The following is a 21,023-nucleotide window of genomic DNA, read 5'->3' on the forward strand; positions in this document are numbered from 1 at the left end:
TAACCATCACCTGTCCCAAAATGCGCCAGTACGTGCGCGTTCCAGTTTAGGACGTTGCAATCACGCGATAATATCCGGGATCAGCAGGTCTTCCAGCGAGGCAATTTCGTCGCGAAGCCGCAATTTGCGCTTCTTGAGCCGCGCCATCTGCAACTGGTCGGGCGTCGATGCCAGCGCGAGGGCGGCGATCGCGTCGTCGAGATCGCGATGCTCGATCCGCAATGAATCAAGTCGAACTCTGGTCTGCGCGTCGTCCACTCGTCCCCCGATGGCTGCCGTCGTATCCGGTGCCCTTAGCAAACGCAGCGCAGTGCGCGAGTGCGAAACCGTCCCTGCAAGGCGGACCGGGGTCGAAAACGTACTTCAAGACGAATCGCGACCCCACCGCGCACGTTCGGTCCGTCGCGCCAAATCGTTCGACCAATCGATTTGGTCGGTTTCCGATGAAGACATTTTGATGACGGAGTGGTTTACTCCGTTCCCCAACCCGAATGCAGGAGGCAACCCACCGTGCAGACGACTCATCAGACAGCCCTGGAAACCAAGCATGCCGTGCTGGAGCAGCGGATCGCCGACGAAACGCACCGTCCGCTACCCGACGCCAACCTGTTGGCGAGCCTGAAGAAGCAGAAGCTGCGACTGAAGGAAGAGATCGTCAGCGTATAACGGTCGCCGATACCGCTCCCCGGGTCGATCCGGGGGAGCTACTTGCCGGAGTTACAGTGGCTTCGGATTGCGCAAGGCGTACGCGCTGTCTGACGCCTTGACCGTATATGATGACGACACGGATTTGGCCGCACCCGATGGCTTGCGCACATGCAGGGGATCGATCGGCGCGTTAAGCGATATGCCCATCCGCCCCTCGGTGCACCACGCGACCGTGCCCGCGACCTCACCGATTCCACGCAACGTCACCGTGACCGGCGTCCCGACATCGACGACCTTGGCGAGCTCGGCCATCAAACCCGTCTCGGACAGATTACGAACCCTCGCCTCGCGGGCAGTCGTCTCGTCGCCGATCCGCACCTGCGCCACCAGCAGCAAGCTGTCCCGCTCCCGCTGCCGGCGGTTCTCGTTGCCGCCGGGCGACCCGGTGTCGATGCTCATGCCGCGACCGATTTTACCATGATCGAACACAGCTTTCTCTTCCCCGTCGGTGGGCGCGATCAATACTCGCGCGACACCTTCTCGTTACGCTCGTGCCGTTCCTGCGCCTCGACCGTCATCGTCGCGATCGGTCGTGCCTCAAGCCGCGCAAGGCTGATAGGCTCGCCGGTGACTTCGCAATAGCCATATTCGCCTTCGTCGATCCGCCGGATCGCGGCTTCGATCTTCGAGACGAGTTTGCGTTGACGGTCGCGCGTGCGCAGTTCGATCGACCAGTCGGTTTCGCTCGATGCACGATCGGTGAGATCCGCCTCACGCAGCGAATCGACCTGCAACTGCGACAGCGTTTCCTGCGACTCCCGAAGGATCGATTCCTTCCACTCCTGAAGCTTGCGGCGGAAATACGCCTGCTGCTTCAAGCTCATGAACGGCTCGTCCGCGTCTGGACGATAACCATCTTCACCGCTGTCGTTGGCGGCCTCTCGACTGGAATTCCCGGTATCGTCCACACGATTCATTACGGTCGCCATACCACTCTCCCTCTGGCCCCGTCGCATCAGCCTCGCTGATTTCCAAGGACCGCCCCCAAATGGTGAAAGCGCCTATAGTCTCAGGGGCATGGGACCACAAGCGACAGGGCTTGCGCATTCTGCCCCGAAACCGACATTTTATTGCGGCGCCCGGATTGCGGATGTCGCGTCAGCGTTTTTCGGCACGGGACGGATTCGCGGGATGCCTGGGCTATACTTTGTCCCAGCCCGGCACGTTAACGATGACGCACTGGTTTCCGCATAAGTAAATCCTCGTTTAACCATCCGGAATGTGGTTAAGCCACTTGCGCTTAACGCTTTGTTTTGCAGTTAGTCGGATAGCAGTTCCGAATACTGCGTACAGGGATCCGGCAACACGAGGGTGCCGGCAACGAAAGAGTGACGATATGTCGGTGAGGATGGCCCTGGCGAAATTGTGCGCGTGCGCGTGCGGTGGCGCTTTGATCGGCGGCGGCGCGGTGCATATCGCCGAGCGCCCGCAGCGAACCGCCAATACCAAGCGAGTCCTGGTCAAGCGAGTCGCGCGGCCACAGATTGCAGCCGTGACTCGGCCGCGCGTCCGCCGCGTCGTCACCACGACTCGCCAGACGTGTGCGCCGACCGTTGTAACGGTCGCGAACGCGGCGCCCGTCCCGGTTCCGGTCGGCACCGGTTACATTGGCGGCGGCGGCGCGGGTCCGGACCCGATCGCAGTTGGCGGCAGCGGCGGGTTCTTCGGTACGCCCGGCGGATTCGGCGGCGGGTTCGGTGGTGGCTTTGGCGGCGGCTTCGGTGGCAGCGGCGGATCGAGCGGGAGCATCGTCATCTCCCTCGACGTCGAGCGGCGGATCGACCTCGACCGGCGGATCGTCGACCAGCAGCGGCGGGTCTTCGACATCGAGCGGCGGATCGTCGACCAGCACGGGTGGCGCGACCATTTCCAGCACCTCGTCGACCGGTGGCTCGAGCGGCAACGTATCGTCCGCATCGGGTGGCTCAAGCGGCAACGTCTCTTCGGCCTCGGGCGGATCGAGTGGCGACGTGTCGTCCTCGACCAGCAGCGCATCGTCGGCGTCGTCGGCCTCCTCCGCGTCGTCGGCTAGCAGCGGCAGTTCGTCGGGGTATGGATCGAGCAGCAAGGGTTGGGGATCCAGCGGCGGCTGGAACTCGACCGGCGGCTGGAGCTCGAACGGATCGTCCGGCAGCTCCGGATCGTCGGGAAGCAGTGGCTCGTCCGCGAGCGGATCGAGTGGTTCGAGCGCAAGCAGTGCCAGCAGTGCGTCGAGCGCGAGCAGCGCAAGTTCGAGCGGCAGCACGGGATCGAGCGGCGGTCCGCCGGCACCCGTTCCCGCTCCGCCGATGGTGTTGCTGTTCGGTGCGGCAGCGGCAGCGCTCGTCGCGCGCAAGCGTTTTGCCAAAACGAAGGCGGTTGCAGCTTAACCTCTGGAACTTCGCATAGAAAGGCCCCGCCGGAGATCCTCCGACGGGGCCTTTTTCTTGATCTGCGATCAGGCGTTCATGAGGGCCTTCTCGATGTCCTTGATCGGGTGCCCGGTCAGGTCCTTGTCTAGCTCGCCCTTGAGGCGGCTGGTGACTTCTTTGTGGTAGTGCTTGCGCAGTTCGCCGAGCGTCTTCGGCGGCGCGATCACGATCAGCGAGTCATATTTGTTCTTCAGCGCACCGGTCTTCAGAAAGTCGGCCGCGTCGGCGGCAAAGCGGTCTTCCTCGATCTGGTGGAAATCGGTCGGCTCTACCGAACTCTGCACACCGCCCTGTGGCGACGAGGCACGGCCAGCGGAATCTGTCGCCTGGTCGCGCGTCGCCGGATTGTCCTGCTCCTGAGCCTTCTCGACGACGAGATTGGGGAACTCGGCGTCCCCCTCGTTGCGCAGGAACAGCATTTTCCGGCCGTCCGCGACGAGCACGACGGAGTTGTGGGGAAGATGCATGCGTGTCTCTCCTTTTCGCTATGCGTATGCGGGGTGAACGCGCCGCCTACCGGGGAGGTTGCGCCGCCTTGCGTACGCCCCCCGCCGGTCGGCATAGCCCAGTCATGCACGACATACGCCTGATCCGCGACGATCCCGCCGCCTTCGACGCCGCCCTCGCCAAGCGGGGTGTCGCACCGCAGTCCGCCTCGCTGGTGACGCTCGACGAGCAGCGCCGCGCGACGATCGCGGACTCGCAGACCGCGCAGACCCGCCGCAACGAACTGTCGAAGGCGATCGGCCAGGCCAAGGCGCAGAAGGACGAGGCCAAGGCGCAGGCGCTGATGGCCGAGGTCGCGAGCCTGAAGGAAGCACTACCGGCGCTGGAGACCGACGAGGCCCGGCTGAACGCCGAACTCGGCGACATGCTGGCCGCGATCCCCAACCTGCCAGCGGCGGACGTACCGGAAGGTGGCGGCGAGGACGACAATGCGCTCGTCCACACGCGCGGCACGCCGACCACCTTCGCCTTCACGGCGCGCGAGCACGACGCGATCGGCCCTGCTCTTGGCCTCGACTTCGAGACTGGTGCGGCGATGTCGGGCGCGCGCTTCACGCTGGTCCGTGGGCCGGCCGCCAAGCTGCAACGCGCGCTCGGGCAATTCATGCTCGATCATGTCGCCGAGGCAGGCTTCGAGCAGGTCTCGCCGCCGTTGCTGGTCCGCGACGAGGCGGTGTTCGGCACCGGCCAGTTGCCCAAGTTCTCGGAAGATCTTTTCCGGACGACTGACGGCCGCTGGCTGATCCCGACCGCGGAGGTGAGCCTCACCAACATCGTCCGCGAACAGATCCTGAGCGAAACCGAACTGCCGCTGCGCTTTACCGCGCTGACGCCGTGCTTCCGCTCCGAGGCGGGCGCTGCGGGGCGCGATACGCGCGGCTACATCCGCCAGCATCAGTTCGACAAGGTCGAGATGGTTTCGATCGTCACCCCCGACATGTCCGAGGCCGAGCATGAGCGCATGACGGCATGCGCGGAAGGCGTGCTCGATGCGTTGCAGCTACCGTTCAGGAGGATGCTCCTATGCACCGGCGATATGGGTTTCACCGCGGCACGCACCTACGATCTCGAAGTCTGGTTGCCGGGCCAGGCGCGCTATCGCGAGATCAGCAGCGTCTCGACCTGCACCGATTTCCAGGCGCGCCGCATGAACGCGCGCTATCGACCAGAGGGCGAGAAGGGCACGCGGTTCGTTCACACGCTCAACGGCTCCGCGCTCGCGGTCGGTCGGACGCTGGTCGCGGTGCTGGAAAACTACCAGCAGGAGGACGGCTCGGTGGCCGTGCCGGCGGTGCTCCAGCCGTATCTTGGCGGGCTGACGGTTCTGGAGCCCAAGCGCTGATGCGGATCCTGCTCACCAATGACGACGGTTATCATGCGCCCGGTCTGAAGGTGCTCGAGACGATCGCACGGACGCTGTCCGACGACGTCTGGATCGTTGCGCCGGCCGAGGAACAGTCGGGCGCTGGGCATTCGCTCACGCTTTCGCGGCCGATCCGCGTGCGTAAGCACGGTGAGAAGCGGTACGCCGTCGCGGGCACGCCGACCGATGCCGTGATGATGGCGCTCGCCAAGATCATGAAGGATTGCCCGCCCGACCTGATCCTGTCGGGCGTCAACCGGGGCGCGAACTTGGCCGAGGACGTGACCTATTCGGGCACCGTCTCGGCGGCGATGGAGGGCGCATTGGGCGGCATCCGGTCGATCGCGCTCAGCCAGATCTACAGCCGCGAGGGCATGGGCGACAGCATGCCGTTCGAGGCCGCCGCGGCTTGGGGCGAACGCGTGTTGCGACCACTGGTCGACGCACCCTTGGCCCCGCGGACGCTGGTCAACATCAACTTTCCCGCCGGCCCGGCCGAAGCGGTGAAGGGCGTGCGGGTCGTCGGCCAGGGTTTCCGCGATTATGGCCGGTTGCAGATCGTCAGCAACACCGATCCGCGCGGCTACGAGTATCACTGGTTCGCGCTTGGCCGGACCGTCGAGACGCCCGCGCCCGCGACCGATCTCGAAGCGACCGCGGCAGGATACGTTTCGGTCACGCCGCTGCACCTCGACCTCACGCATTTCGAATCGATGGACATGCTGACGCAGGCCTATCGTTGATGCGGCGTGCGGGCGTCCTGGTTTCGCTGGCGACGCTTGCGCTGACCGCGTGCATTCCGCATGTCGATCGCCCCGCCGGCTACGGTAACCCGCCACAGCGTCCGTACCGCGATCCGCCGCCCCACCGCGACGATCCGCCGCGTCCCCGTAACGATTCGCCGCGCGACGACCGGCCACCGCAGGACATTCCCGGACGCGACACTGGCGAGGTCACCACCCTGCCCGCCCCGCGCCCCGCCTGGGAGGCGCGGCCGGTCAGCGCGGATGCGAAGACGATCCCCGACACGACCTATGTGGTCCGCCCCGGCGATACGCTAAGCCGCGTGGTCGATCGCAGCGGTGCGAGCCTCGAAGCGATCGCGCGCGCGAACGATCTCGCATCGCCCTATTCGATCCAAGCCGGTCAACGGTTGCAGATCCCCGGCGGCCGCTATCACCAAGTACGACGCGGCGAGACGGGCATCGCGATCGCCCGCGCGTATGGGGTCGAATGGTCGCGGATCGTCGCTGCCAACGCGCTCGTCGAACCCTACGTGCTGCGTGCCGACCAGCGGATCCAGATCCCTGGCGAGTCGAGCGGCGGCACTGCAAGCGCATCGGAACGCGCGCGCGCCTTCTCACTCGACATCGACGACATCCTGACTGGCGGCGAACCCGCGCTCGCCAGCAATCAAGCGCCTGCACGACCGATCGCGACACCGCGCCGCGTGCTGCCCTCGAACGCGGTCGTCACCGCGCCGGCGCGTCTCGCGAGCGGCGGGTTCCTCTGGCCGGTCGACGGCAAGGTCGTGAAACGCTTCGGCCACGGTGCGAGCGGCGAACGCAACGACGGCATCAAGATCGCCGTACCGGTCTCGACGCCGATCCACGCGGCCGCGGACGGCGTCGTCGCGTATGTCGGCGACGGTATCGCCGCGCTCGGCGGGCTGGTGATCATCAAGCATGGCGGCGGCTGGACGAGCGTCTATGGCCACGCGTCCAAGCTGCTCGTGCAACGCGGCCAGAGCGTGAAGCGCGGCCAGACGATCGCGCTGTCGGGGGATACCGGGTTCGCGGATCGCCCCGAACTGCACTTCGAACTGCGCAAGGGGCGGACGCCCGTCGATCCCACGTCGCAACTGCCACGAACGTGATTCTCCCCTCCCGCTTGCGGGAGGGGTCGGGGGAGGGCATGGGGGCGAGGAAGCCCCTCCCTAACCCCCTCCCGCAAGCGGAAGGGGAACGAGACGCACCATGACCTACCAGTCCGACCTGCTCACCACGCTGACCTCGCGCGGCTATGTCCACCAAATGACCGATGCCGCCGCGCTAGACGCGCTTGCGGGCAAGCAGGTGGTGCCCGGCTATATCGGCTTCGATCCGACCGCGCCGTCGCTCCACGTCGGCAGCCTGGTGCAGATCATGCTGCTCCGCCGGCTCCAGCAGACCGGGCACAAGCCGATCGTCCTGATGGGCGGCGGCACCGGCAAGATCGGCGACCCGAGCTTCAAGGACGAAGCGCGAAAGCTGCTTGGCGAAGACGGGATCAAGGCCAACGTCGCGTCGATCCGGCGCATCTTCGAACGCTTCCTGACCTTCGGTGACGGCCCGACCGACGCAGTCATGCTCGACAATGCCGAGTGGCTAGACGCTCTCGAATACATCCCGTTCCTGCGCGACGTCGGCCAGCATTTCTCGGTCAACCGGATGCTCGCGTTCGATTCGGTCAAGCTCCGCCTCGACCGCGAACAGTCGCTGAGCTTCCTCGAATTCAACTACATGATCCTCCAGGCGTACGACTTTCTCGAACTGTCGCGTCGCGCTGGCTGCCGCCTGCAGATGGGCGGCTCGGATCAATGGGGCAACATCGTCAACGGCATCGAACTCGCGCGCCGGATGGACTCGACCGAGGTCTACGGCGTCACCACGCCGCTGATCACGACCGCGGACGGCGGCAAGATGGGCAAGACGATGTCGGGCGCGGTCTGGCTGCACGAGGACCAGTTGCCGCACTTCGACTACTGGCAGTTCTGGCGGAACACCGACGACCGCGACGTCGGCCGCTTCCTGAAGCTGTTCACCGACCTCCCACTCGACGAGATCGCACGTCTCGAGGCGCTCGAAGGCGCGGAGATCAACGCCGCCAAGATCGTCCTCGCGAACGAAGCGACCGCGATGTGCCGCGGACGCGATGCCGCCGAACAGGCCGCCGAGACTGCGCGGAAGACGTTCGAGGAAGGCGCGTCGGGCGACTCGCTGCCGAGCTACGCCGTTTCCGGTGGCTCGATCGGTGTCGTCGAGGCGCTGGTGGGACTAGGCTTCGTCGCCTCCAACGGCGAGGCCCGCCGGAAGATCGCCGAGGGCGCGGTGCGTGTCGATGGCGAGGCCGTCCGCGAGCCGACCACGAGCATCGACGTCGCATCGCCTGTCCGGCTCAGCCTTGGCAAGAAACGACATGGGATGCTAACCCCCTCGTAATAGAGGCATTCTCGTTTCGAAGAACGTCGCGTTAAGTATCACCGTTCGTATCGGGTTCATGCCGTGCGCCGTACACAGGCGGGATGGTTATTCCAGGGGAGCGATCGATGCCACGCTACGCAATGGCCGTTCGCGATGCGCGCGGCGAGCCCCGCGACGAAGTGATGCACCGCACGCATGCGCTCGACGGCGACGACCGCATGGTCAAGCTGGTGCTGGTCAACATGTCCGCCAATGGCCTGATGGCACGGTGTGACGGCGATCCCGCCGCGGGTGAGCGATTGCGGATTCGCCTGCCGATCTTCGGCTATGTCGACGCGGTCGTACGCTGGTCGCTTGGCGGGCGGGTCGGCTGCGAGCTCGAACGGACGATCCCGCTCGCCGAATATTACACGATGCTGACGGTGATGATCCGCAACAGCTGACGGCTCAGCCTGAGCGGAGCAGCGCCACGCCGGCGTCGCGATCGAACAGGTAGAGGGGCCGTCCTCGCCGCCTGCCCTCGCGGCCCCTCCAGTCCGCCATCACGATCGATCAGCAGGCGCGCGTCGTCGTGCGCGCATTGCAGCAGGTCGGCCATCATGTCGGGCGTCGCGAGCCGGAACGCCATCTCACCCGACTGCTTGGTACCGAGCAGTTCGCCCGCACCGCGGAGGCGCAGATCCTCCTCAGCGATGCGGAAACCGTCGTTGGTCTCGCGCATCAGGGCGAGGCGCGCGCGCGATGTTTCACTGAGCGAGGAGCCGCGCATCAGCAGGCAGATCGACCGCCCGGTACCGCGCCCCTACTCGCCCGCGGAGCTGATGGAGCTGAGCGAGGCCGAAACGATCGGCGTGCTCGATTACGATTAGCGTCGCGTTGGGGACGTCGACACCGACCTCGATCACGGTGGTGGCGACGAGGACGGCCGTGCGGGCGGCGGAGAACTCGGCCATCACCGCGTCCTTCTCCGCGGGTTTCATCCGGCCGTGGACGAGCGCAACCTTGTCGCCGAAGCGGGCGCGGAGCGTTTCCGCACGCATTTCGGCGGCGGCGAGGTCGCTCTTCTCGCTTTCCTCGACCAGCGGGCACACCCGGCAGTATGCCTGCCCACCATCCGCCAGATGCCGGCCGAGCGCGTTGACCACGTCGCCTAGGCGGTCCTCGGAAATAACGCGCGTCTCGATCGGCTGGCGGCCCGGCGGCATCTCGTCGAGGCGGCTGACGTCCATCTCGCCGTATTGCGCGAGCGTCAGCGTGCGCGGGATCGGCGTCGCGGTCATCGCCAGCAAATGCGGCGGCGTGACACCCTTTGGCCTGCAACGTCATGCGTTGCGCGACGCCGAAACGGTGCTGCTCGTCCACCACGACGAGTCCCAGGTCCTTGTAGCCTACCGCGTCCTGGAAGATCGCATGCGTGCCGACGAGAATGTCGATCTCGCCGCCCGCCAGCGCCATCAGCGTTGCCTCGCGCACGCGGCCCTTGTCGCGACCGGTGAGCACACCGATCTCGATCGGTAGCCCGGCGAGCGTTTTCCGGAGCGTCTCGTAATGCTGACGCGCGAGGATCTCGGTGGGAGCGAGCATCGCCGCCTGCGCACCGGCCTCAACCGCGATCAGCATCGCCATAGCCGCGACCAGCGTCTTGCCCGAGCCAACATCGCCTTGCAGCAGCCTCAGCATCGGCGCGGTCTGCGCGAGGTCGCCCTCGATCTCGCCGACGGTCCGCGATTGCGCGCCGGTCAGCGTGTAGGGCAGCTTCAGCAGGTCGCGCAGCCGTCCGTCGCCCTGCAGCGCCCGCCCCCGCCGCTTGCGGGTATCCGCGCGGACGATCGTCATCGCCAATTGGTTCGCGAACACCTCGTCATACGCCAGCCGTTCGCGTGCCTTCGCATCAGACGGGTCGGCGTGGATGCGCTCCAGCGATTCGTGCCAGCCGGGCCATTCTCGTTTCGCCTTCAGCCCTGGCTCGATCCACTCGGGCAGGTCCGGCGCGCGCGCGACCGCCTGCGTGGTCAGCGCCGCCAGCCGCCGCGAGGTGAGGCCTTCCGACAGCGGATAGATCGGCTCGCGCTCGCGCAGCTCCTCGTCGGGCTCGACGATGTCGGGATGCACGATCTGCAATTCCTGGCCGTATTCGTCGAGCCGGCCCGAGACGCGCTTGGCCTCACCGATCGGCAGCAGCTTCTTCGCCCAACCGGAACTCCCGCCGAAGAAGACGAGACTGACGTAATTGCCCAGCTCGTCGGTTGCCTGCACCCGCGTCGGCCCCCGGCCCGCGCTGATCTTGTAGTCGCGCGGGGTCAGCGTGATCGTGATGATCCGCCCGGCATCGCTCGACATCAGCTCGGTGCGTGGCAGGCGATCGACGTAACCGGTCGGCAGATGGAAGGCGACGTCGACGACGCGCGCGAGCCCGAGCCGGTCGAGCGGCTTGGCGAGCGCGGGCCCCACCCCCTTCAGGACGAGGGTTTCGGCGAACAGCGGATTGAGGATTTCGGGTCGCATGACTATCTGGCCTCTATAGCCTAGCCGACGCTCGCTACCAGCGGGTCGCCGGCTCTTCGTGTTTGGAGATACGATGGACCACGAGACCCGCCTCAAGCGCCTGGGCTTCCGCAGCTCGCACCGCGGCACGCGCGAAGCCGACATGATGATCGGCGGCTTCTTCGCGACCTATGGCCGCACCTGGACGCCCGAGCAGCTCGACTGGTTCGAGGCGCTGCTCGAGGAACAGGACGTCGACATCATGGGCTGGGCGATCGGCTCGATCGTGTGCCCGCCCGAATGGGACGGCCCGATGATGCAGGCGATGCGCGACATTAATTACGTGACGGTCGTGAAGTAACGCACTCCCCCTCCCCTCCGGGGAGAGGGTCGGGGTGAGGGGCAGCCAAGCAGCGCAGCGCCCTAGAACAGCCCCTCACCCAACCCCTCTCCCCGACAGGGAGAGGGCTTTAGGAAAACAATGCCAGACCTCAAGACGATCCTTTCCGCGAAAACCCCGCTGATCCTCTCGGGCGTGCCGTCCGGCTTCCAGCCGTCGCTGCTCGCCGACCTCGCACGCGCCGCGAAGACGCGTGCAGTGTTCATCGCGCCGGACGATGCGGCGATGCGCGCAGTCGCCTCAACCGCGGCGTATTTCGCGCCCGATCTCGAAGTGCTGAGCTTCCCCGCCTGGGACTGCCTCCCCTACGACCGCGCCTCGCCGACGCTCCGCATCATGGCCGAGCGTGTCGCGGCGCTGCAACGCCTGCAAGGCAAGCCCAAGGGCCCGCAGCTCCTCCTCACCACCGCCAACGCCGCGACCCAGCGCGTCCTCACCCCGTTCCGCATCCGCCAACTCGTCGCGCGGCTTGCGCCCGGCGAACGGATCGGCCGCGACAAGCTCGCCATGCTGCTCCAGGCGAACGGCTATGTCCGCACCGATACCGTCCACGACCAGGGCGAGTATGCGGTGCGCGGCGGGATCGTCGATCTCTATCCGTCGGGCGAAGACCACGCGCTCCGCCTCGATTTCTTCGGCGACGAGATCGAGAGCGTCCGCACCTTCGACGCGGCGGATCAGCGCACCACCGGCCGGATCGACGGCTTCGTCCTGCTGCCCGCCTCCGAAGCCCTGCTCGACGAAGACTCGATCAAGCGCTTCCGCACCCGCTACCGCGACGCGTTCGGCGCGACCGCGACCGGCGATCCGATGTACCAGGCGATCTCCGAAGGCCGCCGCATCGCAGGCATGGAGCATTGGCTGCCGCTGTTCGAGGAGAAGATGGCGACGCTGTTCGACCATCTCGGCGCCGACGACGTGGTGGTGCGCGACAACGGCGTCGCGGCGGCGGTCGAAAGCCGGCTCGAATCGATCGCCGACTATTACGAGAACCGCAAGCGCGCCGAGGCGGCCCAGCCCGGCAGCTATCGGCCGATGCCCGCCAAGGCACTGTATCTCGACGCGCAGGAATGGTCGGGCGGCGTCGAGGGCGTTCGCCGCGCATATCACGTCGCCCTTCCACGAACCGCCGAGCGACACCGTGCTCGACTTCGACGTCGACGGCCCGCGCGATTTCGGACCCGAGCGCGCGGCGCAGGCGAATATCTACGAAGCCGTCGCCGACCACGTCGAGAAACTGCGGAAGCAGGGTCGGAAACCGATCCTCGCCAGCTACTCGATCGGCGCGCGTGAACGCCTGGGGAGCCTGCTCGCCGACCACGGCATGAAGGGGGGCAAGCACGCCGAGACGTGGCAGGACGCGCTCGGCATCGCCGATACTGCGCGCAGCTTCGGCGTCGCGCTGATCGTCCTGCCGCTCGACCACGGCTTCACCGCACCGGGGATCGCGGTGCTCACCGAGCAGGACATGCTCGGTGACCGCCTCGTCCATCGCAAGAAGCGCAAGAAATCCGCCGACGCATTCCTCGCCGAACTGGCCACGCTGACGCCGGGTGATCTGGTCGTCCACACCGAGCACGGCATCGGCCGCTACGAGGGCCTTACCTCGATTCCGGTTGGCCAGAGCCCACACGATTGCGTCGCGCTGAGCTATGCCGGCGGCGACAAGCTGTACGTGCCGGTCGAGAATATCGACGTCCTCTCGCGCTACGGCTCGTCCGAGGAAGGCGCGACGCTCGACCGGCTCGGCGGTGAAGGCTGGCAACGCCGCAAATCGAAGATGAAGGAGCGGATCCGCGAGATTGCCGGCGAACTCATCGCGACCGCCGCCGAACGCGCGCTGCATCCGGGCGACGTGCTCGAACCCGATGCGAGCGGCTATCCGAGCTTCGTCGATCGCTTCCCGTACGAGGAGACCGAGGACCAGGATCGCGCGATCGAGGACGTGCTCGGCGATCTCGCCGCGGGCAAACCGATGGACCGGCTGGTGGTCGGCGACGTCGGCTTCGGCAAGACCGAGGTCGCGTTGCGCGCGGCATTCGTCGCGGCGATGGGTGGCAAGCAGGTCGCGATCGTATGTCCGACGACGCTGCTCGCGCGCCAGCACTACAACAACTTCGTGGCCCGCTTCGAAGGCTTTCCGATGAACATGGGACGCCTGTCGCGGCTCGTCACTGCGAGCGAGGCGAAGGCGACCAAAGAGGGGCTCGCGAACGGCACGATCGACGTCGTCATCGGCACGCATGCGCTGCTGGCGAAGAACATCGACTTCAAGCGACTCGGGCTGGTGGTGGTCGACGAGGAACAGCGCTTCGGCGTGACGCACAAGGAGCGGCTGAAGGCGCTGCGGGCCGACGTCCACATGCTGACGCTCACGGCGACGCCGATCCCGCGCACGCTGCAGATGGCGATGTCGGGCATCCGCGAGCTGTCGGTGATCCAGACCCCGCCGGTCGATCGCTTGGCGGTGCGGACGTACATCATGCCGTTCGACCCGGTCGTGCTACGCGAGGCGTTGCTCCGCGAGCATTACCGCGGCGGGCAGAGCTTCGTCGTTACACCGCGCGTTGCGGACCTGCCCGAGATCGAGGATTTCCTGCGCGAACAGGTGCCCGAGATCCGTTTCGTCGTCGCGCATGGCCAGATGTCGCCGACCGAGGTCGAGGAGCGGATGTCGGCGTTCTACGACAAGAAGTTCGAGGTGCTCGTCTCGACCACGATCATCGAGAGCGGGATCGACATCGCGTCCGCCAACACGATGATCGTCCACCGTGCTGACCGCTTCGGCCTCGCCCAGCTGTACCAGCTGCGTGGGCGCGTCGGCCGGTCGAAGACGCGCGCGTACGCGTATCTGGTGACGCCACCCGAGCGGCAGATGACCGTGACCGCGGAGAAGCGCCTGAAGGTACTGTCGGATCTCGATTCGCTGGGGGCCGGCTTCCAGCTGGCGAGCCACGATCTCGATATCCGTGGTGCTGGCAACATGCTCGGCGACGAGCAGACCGGGCACATCAAGGAGGTCGGCTTCGAACTCTACCAGGCGATGCTCGAAGAGGCGATCATGGACGCCAAGGCCGGCGGCATGACCTCGTCGCGGCCGCGCGATTTCTCGCCGCAGATCACGGTCGATGCGCCGATCCTCATCCCCGAGGATTACGTGCCCGATCTCGACCTGCGGATGGGGCTGTATCGTCGCCTCAACGATCTCGACGAGGGCCAGGAGATCGAGGCGTTCGCGGCCGAGATGATCGATCGCTTCGGCCCGCTGCCGGATGCGACCGAGAATCTGATCAAAGTCATCGAGATCAAGCTGAACGCCAAGCGTGCGTGCGTATCGAAGATCGACGTCGGGCCGAAGGGCGTGCTGGTGTCGTTCCACGACGACAAGCCGCCGAACATCGACAAGCTGCTGGCGTATGTCGAGCGGCTGAACGGCGTCGCGCGGTTGCGGCCGGACAGCAAGCTGGTGCTGCAACGGGCCTGGGGCGACCCGAAGGCTCGGCTGCATGGCGCGCTGCAGCTGTCGAAGGGGCTGGCGAAGGCGGCGGGGTAATGTCTTAGCCCTCTCCCCTTCGGGGGAGAGGGTTGGGTGAGGGGCGCCGCGAGCGCTGCGCTTCCCAACTGCCCCTCTCCCCGGGCCCCTCTCCCCGAAGGGGAGAGGGAGCAGCGTAACAAAAAGGCCGGACTACCTGTGAAGGTAGCTCGGCCTTTTTTCGTTCGCAAAGAAGCGCTTACTTCGGCAACACGACACTCGGTCCGATGCTGTCCACAACCTTGCGCGCATCGAACGCGCGGATATTGTCGCGCGGGATCGGGCCCTTGCGCATCACGATCTCCGCGGTCGCCTCATAGCGATCGATCGTGCGGATATCGAAGTCGTTGCCCCATGGGCCACCACCGAAACCGCCATAGCCGCCGCCGAAACCACCACCGAAGCCGCCATACGGGCTCCAGTTGCGCCAGCCGAAACCGCGACCGTAATAGCGCCAAGACGGACCCCAATAGCCGCCGAAGCCGCCATAGCCGAACCCGCCACCGATACCCGGCGTCGAGTAGGTACGCGACTGAAGGTTGGTGTCGCGGTCGGCCATCAGGTAATAGTCATAGCCGTTCTGCAACGTCAGTTCGGCGGCGCGGAAGAACAGGTAACGCTCGACCGTATCACGCGACGTAACGCTGTTACCGGCGAAGCTGACGAGGAAGCGGCCCGGCTCTACCTGCCGGTCGCTATAGCCGGTGCGGCTGAACCCCTGGCCCGTCGCCGGCCGATAGGTGGTCTCGGTCGCGCAACCGGCCAGCAATAGAGCGCCCGTTGCGAGCGCTGCCAATGCGACCTTGCGACCAGGTTTCATGAACATGGTATGTCTCCGTTCGCGGCGAGTGCGGCGAAACGCCTCTTATTAGCCGTCAGTGGTGGAACGGTTGATGAACGGGTTCGCTCCAATGCGCCACCTTACTGACTCATTTTTCACGTTTCGTCTAAACGCCGATCAAGTGCAGCGCCAATGTGCGGCGATGCGGGCGGCGGCGATGCTCGAACAGGTAGATGCCTTGCCATGTACCGAGGGCGAGTCGGCCGTCGATCAGGGGGATCGAGAGCTGGACCTGCGTGAGCGCAGTGCGGAGATGCGCGGGCATGTCGTCCGGGCCTTCGTCGTCGTGGAGATACTCGCGCGACTCCGGAGCGATGCGGGCGAAATAGGCTTCGAGGTCGGTGCGGACTTCGGGCGCCGCGTTCTCCTGGATCAGGAGGGACGCTGAGGTGTGGCGGCAGAAGACCGTCAGCAGGCCCTCCGACATGCGTTGGTCGCGGGTCCAGCGGGTAATCTGGTCGCTGACGTCGACGAGGCCTTGGCGGGTGGTGTCGATGGTTAGGATCGTGGTGGCTTGGCGCATGGGGTCCTAACGATCGGTCGCGGGGCTTGCTCCGTGTCCCGTTCCCCGAGAGTAACCGTTCCCCCGCGAAGGCGGGGGGTCCAGGAGTCCCATAGGCCGTCGCGGATCGCCTGGGCTCCCGCCTTCGCAGGAGAACCGGAGGGTGCGTCATATAGTATATGCATGCCGACCGAGTATTGCCCCACCCCGGCGGAGGCCGGGGCCCAGTTGGGGGACGTTGCTAACTGCCGGTGCGCTTCGTTTACCTCGACCTTTCCAACTGGGCCCCGGCCTTCGCCGGGGTGGTAGTAGATCGAGAGAGTCTCGTTAGTTCATGCAAATATCAAACAGCCCCGTGGCACTGCTTATACTTGCGCCCCGACCCGCAAGGGCAAGGCGCATTACGGCTAACCACACCCTCCCAGTTCGCAGGATCCTCGCCGATATCGGCCTCCTGCGGCTGAGGGATCTGCAACGGCGGCATCGTCGACGTGATGTGGCCACGCGTCCCCGCATCGAAATCGTTCGAGTCATCCCTCCCCCGTGAACGGGTCGAAATGCGTCGTGATGAAGTCTGGCAGTTCAGGCAGCCCGACCGGCGCCTGCATCTGGAACTGCGCGTGCGCGATCGTCTTGGTCACGTCCTCGCGGATCGTTTCGAGCATCCGCTGGAACAGCGAGAACGCCTCCTGCTTGTATTCGTTGATCGGCGTCTTCTGCGCATACGCGCGCAGATGGACGACCTGGCGCAACGCGTCGAGCGTCGCGAGATGCTCCCTTCCAGTGATGGTCGAGATTCTGCAACAGGATCGACTTCTCGACCGACGTCCACGTCTCCGCATCGAGATCCGCCGACTTCTGCGCGATCGCCTCGTCCGCCATCGCGCGGACGCGCTCCTCGATCACCTCGGGGTCGACCGACTCCTCCAGCAGCCAAGCGTCGATCTGCGGCTCGAGGTTCATCACCTCGGCGAGCCGCGTCTTCATCCCCGCGACGTCCCACTGCTCGGGATACGAGTTGGGCGGGCACGCATCGCCGACGATCACGTTGACCGTCTCCGCACGCATGTCGGTCACCACGTCGCCGACGGTGTCCGCGTCCATGATGTCCGCGCGCTGCTCGTAGATCACTTTCCGCTGCTCGTTCATCACGTCATCGTACTCGACGACCTGCTTGCGGATGTCGTAGTTGCGCGCCTCGACCTTCTTCTGCGCGGTCTCGATCGCCTTCGACAGCCACTTGCTGCCGATCGCCTCGCCGTCCTCGATGTTGTTGCGCATCATCTTGGCGAACAGCGTGTCCGGCCCGAAGATTCGCAGCAGATCGTCGTCGAGGCTGAGATAGAAGCGCGACAGCCCCGGATCGCCCTGGCGACCCGAACGCCCGCGCAGCTGGTTGTCGATGCGCCGGCTCTCGTGCCGCTCGGTGCCGAGCACGAACAGGCCGCCCGCGGCGAGCACCGCCTGCTTCTCGGCCTCGATCTCGATCGTGATCCGCGCCGCCGCCTCGTCGTACTCGGGCGTGCCTTCGACCAGCTCCGGGATGCTCGTCGAGCATGCGGAATTCGAGGTTGCCGCCGAGTTTGATGTCGGTGCCGCGGCCCGCCATGTTGGTCGCGATCGTCACCGCGGACTTGCGCCCGGCCTGCGCGACGATGTGCGCCTCCATCTCGTGGAAGCGCGCGTTGAGGACCTTGTGGTCGACGTTCTCGCCGACCAGGAACTCGCTCAGCATCTCGGACTTCTCGATCGACACGGTGCCGACCAGCACCGGCTGGCCCAGGTCCGCGTGATGCTTGATCTTCTTGGCGATCGCCGCGAACTTGTCCTTGGTGTCCTTGTAGAACTCGTCTTCCTCGTCGACGCGCTTGACCTCGACGTTGGTCGGGATGCTGACGACGTTGATCTTGTAGATGTCGTAGAACTCGGCCGCCTCGGTCGCCGCGGTGCCGGTCATGCCGCCGATCTTGGGGTACATGCGGAAATAGTTCTGGAACGTGATCGAGGCCATCGTCTGGTTCTCGGGCTCGATCTGGACGCCCTCCTTGGCCTCGACCGCCTGGTGCAGGCCGTCCGACCAGCGCCGGCCGTCCATCATGCGACCGGTGAACTCGTCGATGATGATGACCTTGCCGTCCTTGACGATGTAGTCGATGTCGGACTTGAACATCACGATCGCACGCAGCGCCTGATTGAGGTGATGCACGACCTGCGTGTTCTCGAAGTCGTACAGGTTCTGCCCCCTCGAGCAGCCCGGCCGCTTCGAGCATCCGCTCAACCTTCTCGGTGCCGTCCTCGGTGAGGATGATCGTCTTCTGCTTCTCGTCCTTGTCGTAATCGATCGGATCGAGCTGCTTCACGACCGCGTCGACCTGCATGTACAGCTCGGACTTGTCGTCGGTCGGGCCTGAGATGATCAGCGGCGTGCGCGCTTCGTCGATCAGCACCGAATCGACCTCGTCGACCACCGCGAAGTTGAACGCGCGCTGCGTCATCGCGCTGCGCTCGTACTTCATGTTGTCGCGCAGATAGTCGAAGCCGAACTCGTTGTTGGTGCCGTAGGTGATGTCGGCTGCGTACGCGGCGCGGCGTTCCTCGTCCGACAGATTCGGGATGATGACGCCGATCGTCATGCCGAGGAAGGTGTAGACCTGCCCCATCCACTCCGCGTCGCGCGCCGCGAGGTAATCGTTGACGGTGACGACGTGGACGCCATCACCAGGGAGCGCGTTGAGATAGGTTGCGAGCGTCGCGACGAGCGTCTTGCCCTCGCCGGTGCGCATCTCGGCGATCTCGCCGCGGTGGAGGACGATGCCGCCGACCATCTGGACGTCGTAATGGCGCTGGCCGAGCACGCGCTTGGCCGCTTCACGGACGGTCGCGAACGCCTCGGGGAGCAGGCCGTCGAGCTTCTCGCCCTCCGCGAGCCGGGCGCGGAACTTGACGGTCTGCGCGGAGAGTTCCTCGTCGGACATCGCCTGGAGCGACGGCTCGAACGAGGCGATCTTGGCGAGGATCGGATTGAGCGACTTGACGTAGCGGTCGTTGGACGAACCGAACAAGGATTTGGCGAGGCCACCGAACATGGGCTGATTTCCTGAATTTGAGACGCGGCGGCACACGGTGGGCGCACGCGGAAGCGGATCGCTCGGATCCAAAGGTTACGATAAGGTCACACCAAGACGCTATTCGCGGCGGCGCTCTGCCCATAGCGGTAGCGAGATGATTGCGATGGTGCGCAACGTGGTTGCGACCGCAACCCGAAGTAGTGTGGGAAGGCCAGATACGGGACTTATCAAGACCTTGGCCGGCGTTGCCGCTATCGACTGCGAGCAGACGCTGCCTTGTGCTACGGCCTGTGCTGATTGACCACGCCCGCCCGGCACCGCGCCGGTCAGCGCGGACAAGAGTGCGGAGAGGAGTAGCAGCAGGTTCATGCGGAACCGGCTGTATGCGAGCCCGTGCGATAAATCTACCGTTCGTCTCAACAGAGCACCCGGCGGACGTGGCGGAGAGCGTCCGCCCGAGCGATCCCCGCGCGCGTCGTCTTGCCGCCCGCCCGGCAGAGACTATGAAGGCGTCATGCAGACCTCGCCCCTCGCCTTGCCCTTCCCCCGCCGCCCCCTTCGATCGACGGAGTCGCGCTGCATATCGCGCGGGCGCAGTACAAGACTTGGGATCGGTGCGACCTGACGTTCGTGACGCTCGATCCGAGGACGGTGGTTGCGGGCGTGCTCACGACGAGCAAATGCCCCTCGCCCGAGGTGGAGTGGTGCCGCGCGGCGCTGACGCTTGGTCAGGCGCGGGCGCTTGTCGTAAATGCGGGTAATTCGAACGCCTTCACCGGCTCGCGGGGACGTGCGGCGGTCGAAGGCGATCGCGGCGCGGACGGCGGCGCACCTCGGCTGTCAGCCTTCGGACGTGTTCGTGTCCTCGACGGGCGTAATCGGCGTGCCATTGCCGATCGACAAGGCGGAGGCCGGGCTGGACGCCGCGTTCGCCGCCGCGCCGTGCGGCTGGGAGGATGCCGCCGCGACGATTATGACGACCGACACCTTCACCAAGGGCGCGGTGACGACCGCTGTGATCGGGGATCGCACCGTGAGCCTCGTCGGGATCATCAAGGGCTCGGGGATGATCGCGCCGGATATGGCGACGATGCTTGGCTTCATCTTCACCGACGCGGCGGTCGAGCCGGAGTTCCTGCAAGCCGCGCTATCTAAGGCGAATGCGCCGAGCTTCTCGTGCATCACCGTGGATAGCGATACTTCGACCAGCGATACGGTACTTGCCTTCGCGACGGGCAAGGCAGGTAATGTCGCGCTATCGGATGATGACAGCGTGGGGGGCGGACGCCTTCCGCGCAGCGCTGGCAGACCTGTGCCACCAACTCGCGATGCTCGTGGTTCGCGACGGCGAAGGCGCGCAGAAACTGATCGAGATTCAGGTGACCGGTGCGGAGAGCGATCGCAGCGCGCACCGCATCGCAATGAGCATTGCCAACTCGCCGCTGGTAAAGACCGCGATTGCCGGCGAGGACGCGAACTGGGGGGCGCGTGGTCATGGCGGTCGGCAAGGCCGGCGAACCAGCCGATCGCGACACGCTGTCGATCCGCTTCGGAAATACGCAGGTTGCCGAAGGTGGCTTGGCGCTGAGCGGCTACGACGAGGCGCCGGTCGCTGCGCACCTCAAGGGCCACGAGATCGAGATTGGCGTCGATCTGGCGCTAGGCGAAGGCAAGGCCACGGTGTGGACCTGCGACCTCACGCATGGATATATCTCGATCAACGCCGACTATCGGTCGTAATTACACCGGCACGCTATAGCGCATCGATCGAGAGCGTTCGCTCCACTACCACCATGCCCGGAAAGGCGCCCTCGTGCCCATAGCACGAGGGCCATCCGAAAGAGTCGCGCTCATGGCAGTTCATGTCCAGCGTCTCGGCTCCAACGAAGCGCACCCTGTAGGACCGTGGCGTCCTGATCTCTAGAATGCGCTCCGGCAAATTGGCTAGGGCAAGGGCGTCCCTTCGATCTATCTCCAGCCAGACACGCGAATGCGGTGCGGAAACGACCGCCGCCGTCATGGCCC

Annotated in this window: 15 protein-coding genes and 4 pseudogenes; 9 read left to right on the forward strand and 10 right to left on the reverse strand. The window is 65.7% G+C overall.

Annotation, left to right across the window (positions count from 1 at the left end):
• Positions 1-60 precede the first annotated feature (60 nt).
• A complete protein-coding gene (locus tag NHF48_RS05715; RefSeq protein WP_056058507.1) occupies positions 61-258 on the reverse strand; it encodes a DUF465 domain-containing protein in 198 nt (65 codons plus the stop codon).
• A 252-nt stretch (positions 259-510) separates the two neighbouring features.
• On the opposite strand from NHF48_RS05715, the gene NHF48_RS05720 reads away from it, so the two are divergent.
• Positions 511-666, forward strand: a complete 156-nt coding sequence (locus NHF48_RS05720) for a YdcH family protein (RefSeq protein WP_082441033.1) — start codon at positions 511-513, stop codon at positions 664-666.
• Between the two features lie 51 nt (positions 667-717).
• On the opposite strand, the gene NHF48_RS05725 is transcribed toward NHF48_RS05720, so the two are convergent.
• The 4 genes from NHF48_RS05725 to NHF48_RS05740 form a co-directional block, all read right to left on the reverse strand.
• Positions 718-1,170, reverse strand: coding sequence for a PilZ domain-containing protein (locus NHF48_RS05725; protein ID WP_253070543.1), 453 nt, complete (start codon positions 1,168-1,170; stop codon positions 718-720).
• Positions 1,167-1,637 carry an RNA polymerase-binding protein DksA gene (gene dksA / locus NHF48_RS05730; RefSeq protein WP_253070544.1) on the reverse strand — a complete coding sequence of 157 codons (471 nt, stop codon included), beginning with the start codon at positions 1,635-1,637 and terminating at the stop codon, positions 1,167-1,169. Before dksA ends, NHF48_RS05725 begins: the two co-directional genes overlap by 4 nt.
• Positions 1,638-1,948: 311 nt before the next feature.
• Positions 1,949-3,055, reverse strand: coding sequence for a hypothetical protein (locus tag NHF48_RS05735; RefSeq protein WP_253070545.1), 1,107 nt, complete (start codon positions 3,053-3,055; stop codon positions 1,949-1,951).
• 90 nt (positions 3,056-3,145) lie between these two features.
• Entirely contained in the window at positions 3,146-3,586 is a 441-nt protein-coding gene (locus NHF48_RS05740; RefSeq protein ID WP_056482080.1) for a host attachment family protein, read from the reverse strand.
• Positions 3,587-3,690: 104 nt separating this feature from the next.
• On the opposite strand from NHF48_RS05740, the gene serS reads away from it, so the two are divergent.
• The 5 genes from serS to NHF48_RS05765 all read left to right on the forward strand — a co-directional run bounded on the left by serS (position 3,691) and on the right by NHF48_RS05765 (position 8,614).
• Positions 3,691-4,968: a serine--tRNA ligase gene (serS, locus tag NHF48_RS05745; RefSeq protein ID WP_253070546.1), complete on the forward strand. Its 1,278-nt coding sequence runs from the start codon at positions 3,691-3,693 to the stop codon at positions 4,966-4,968.
• Positions 4,968-5,732 (forward strand): 5'/3'-nucleotidase SurE, encoded by a 765-nt coding sequence (gene surE, locus NHF48_RS05750; protein ID WP_253070547.1) that lies wholly within the window; start codon positions 4,968-4,970, stop codon positions 5,730-5,732. Before serS ends, surE begins: the two co-directional genes overlap by 1 nt.
• Entirely contained in the window at positions 5,732-6,865 is a 1,134-nt protein-coding gene (locus NHF48_RS05755; RefSeq protein ID WP_253070548.1) for a M23 family metallopeptidase, read from the forward strand. Before surE ends, NHF48_RS05755 begins: the two co-directional genes overlap by 1 nt.
• 100 nt (positions 6,866-6,965) lie before the next feature.
• Positions 6,966-8,189, forward strand: coding sequence for a tyrosine--tRNA ligase (gene tyrS / locus NHF48_RS05760; RefSeq protein ID WP_253070549.1), 1,224 nt, complete (start codon positions 6,966-6,968; stop codon positions 8,187-8,189).
• Positions 8,190-8,296: 107 nt separating this feature from the next.
• Positions 8,297-8,614 (forward strand): PilZ domain-containing protein, encoded by a 318-nt coding sequence (locus NHF48_RS05765; RefSeq protein ID WP_253070550.1) that lies wholly within the window; start codon positions 8,297-8,299, stop codon positions 8,612-8,614.
• Positions 8,615-8,618: 4 nt separating this feature from the next.
• On the opposite strand, the pseudogene recG reads toward NHF48_RS05765, so the two are convergent.
• A pseudogene (recG, locus tag NHF48_RS05770) lies at positions 8,619-10,676 on the reverse strand (ATP-dependent DNA helicase RecG).
• 73 nt (positions 10,677-10,749) lie between these two features.
• Here recG and NHF48_RS05775 point away from each other — a divergent pair.
• Positions 10,750-11,016, forward strand: a complete 267-nt coding sequence (locus NHF48_RS05775) for an FAD assembly factor SdhE (protein WP_107955663.1) — start codon at positions 10,750-10,752, stop codon at positions 11,014-11,016.
• A gap of 120 nt (positions 11,017-11,136) precedes the next feature.
• Positions 11,137-14,608, forward strand: a pseudogene (gene mfd, locus NHF48_RS05780) (transcription-repair coupling factor).
• Positions 14,609-14,786: 178 nt separating this feature from the next.
• Here mfd and NHF48_RS05785 read toward each other — a convergent pair.
• The 4 genes and pseudogenes from NHF48_RS05785 to NHF48_RS05800 all read right to left on the reverse strand — a co-directional run bounded on the left by NHF48_RS05785 (position 14,787) and on the right by NHF48_RS05800 (position 19,367).
• Positions 14,787-15,407, reverse strand: coding sequence for a CC0125/CC1285 family lipoprotein (locus NHF48_RS05785; RefSeq protein WP_056059563.1), 621 nt, complete (start codon positions 15,405-15,407; stop codon positions 14,787-14,789).
• A 127-nt stretch (positions 15,408-15,534) separates the two neighbouring features.
• The gene (locus NHF48_RS05790) at positions 15,535-15,951 is read right to left on the reverse strand and encodes a secondary thiamine-phosphate synthase enzyme YjbQ (protein WP_253070551.1); all 417 of its coding nucleotides are present in this window, start codon (positions 15,949-15,951) and stop codon (positions 15,535-15,537) included.
• A gap of 322 nt (positions 15,952-16,273) precedes the next feature.
• Positions 16,274-19,016: pseudogene (secA, locus tag NHF48_RS05795) on the reverse strand (preprotein translocase subunit SecA).
• Between the two features lie 99 nt (positions 19,017-19,115).
• Positions 19,116-19,367 (reverse strand): hypothetical protein, encoded by a 252-nt coding sequence (locus NHF48_RS05800; RefSeq protein WP_253070552.1) that lies wholly within the window; start codon positions 19,365-19,367, stop codon positions 19,116-19,118.
• Between the two features lie 207 nt (positions 19,368-19,574).
• Between NHF48_RS05800 and argJ the strand changes: the two are divergent.
• Positions 19,575-20,738, forward strand: a pseudogene (argJ, locus tag NHF48_RS05805) (bifunctional glutamate N-acetyltransferase/amino-acid acetyltransferase ArgJ).
• Positions 20,739-21,023 lie beyond the last annotated feature (285 nt).

The organism is Sphingomonas sp. H160509, assembly GCF_024124765.2.
Classification (GTDB): Bacteria; Pseudomonadota; Alphaproteobacteria; order Sphingomonadales; family Sphingomonadaceae; genus Sphingomonas.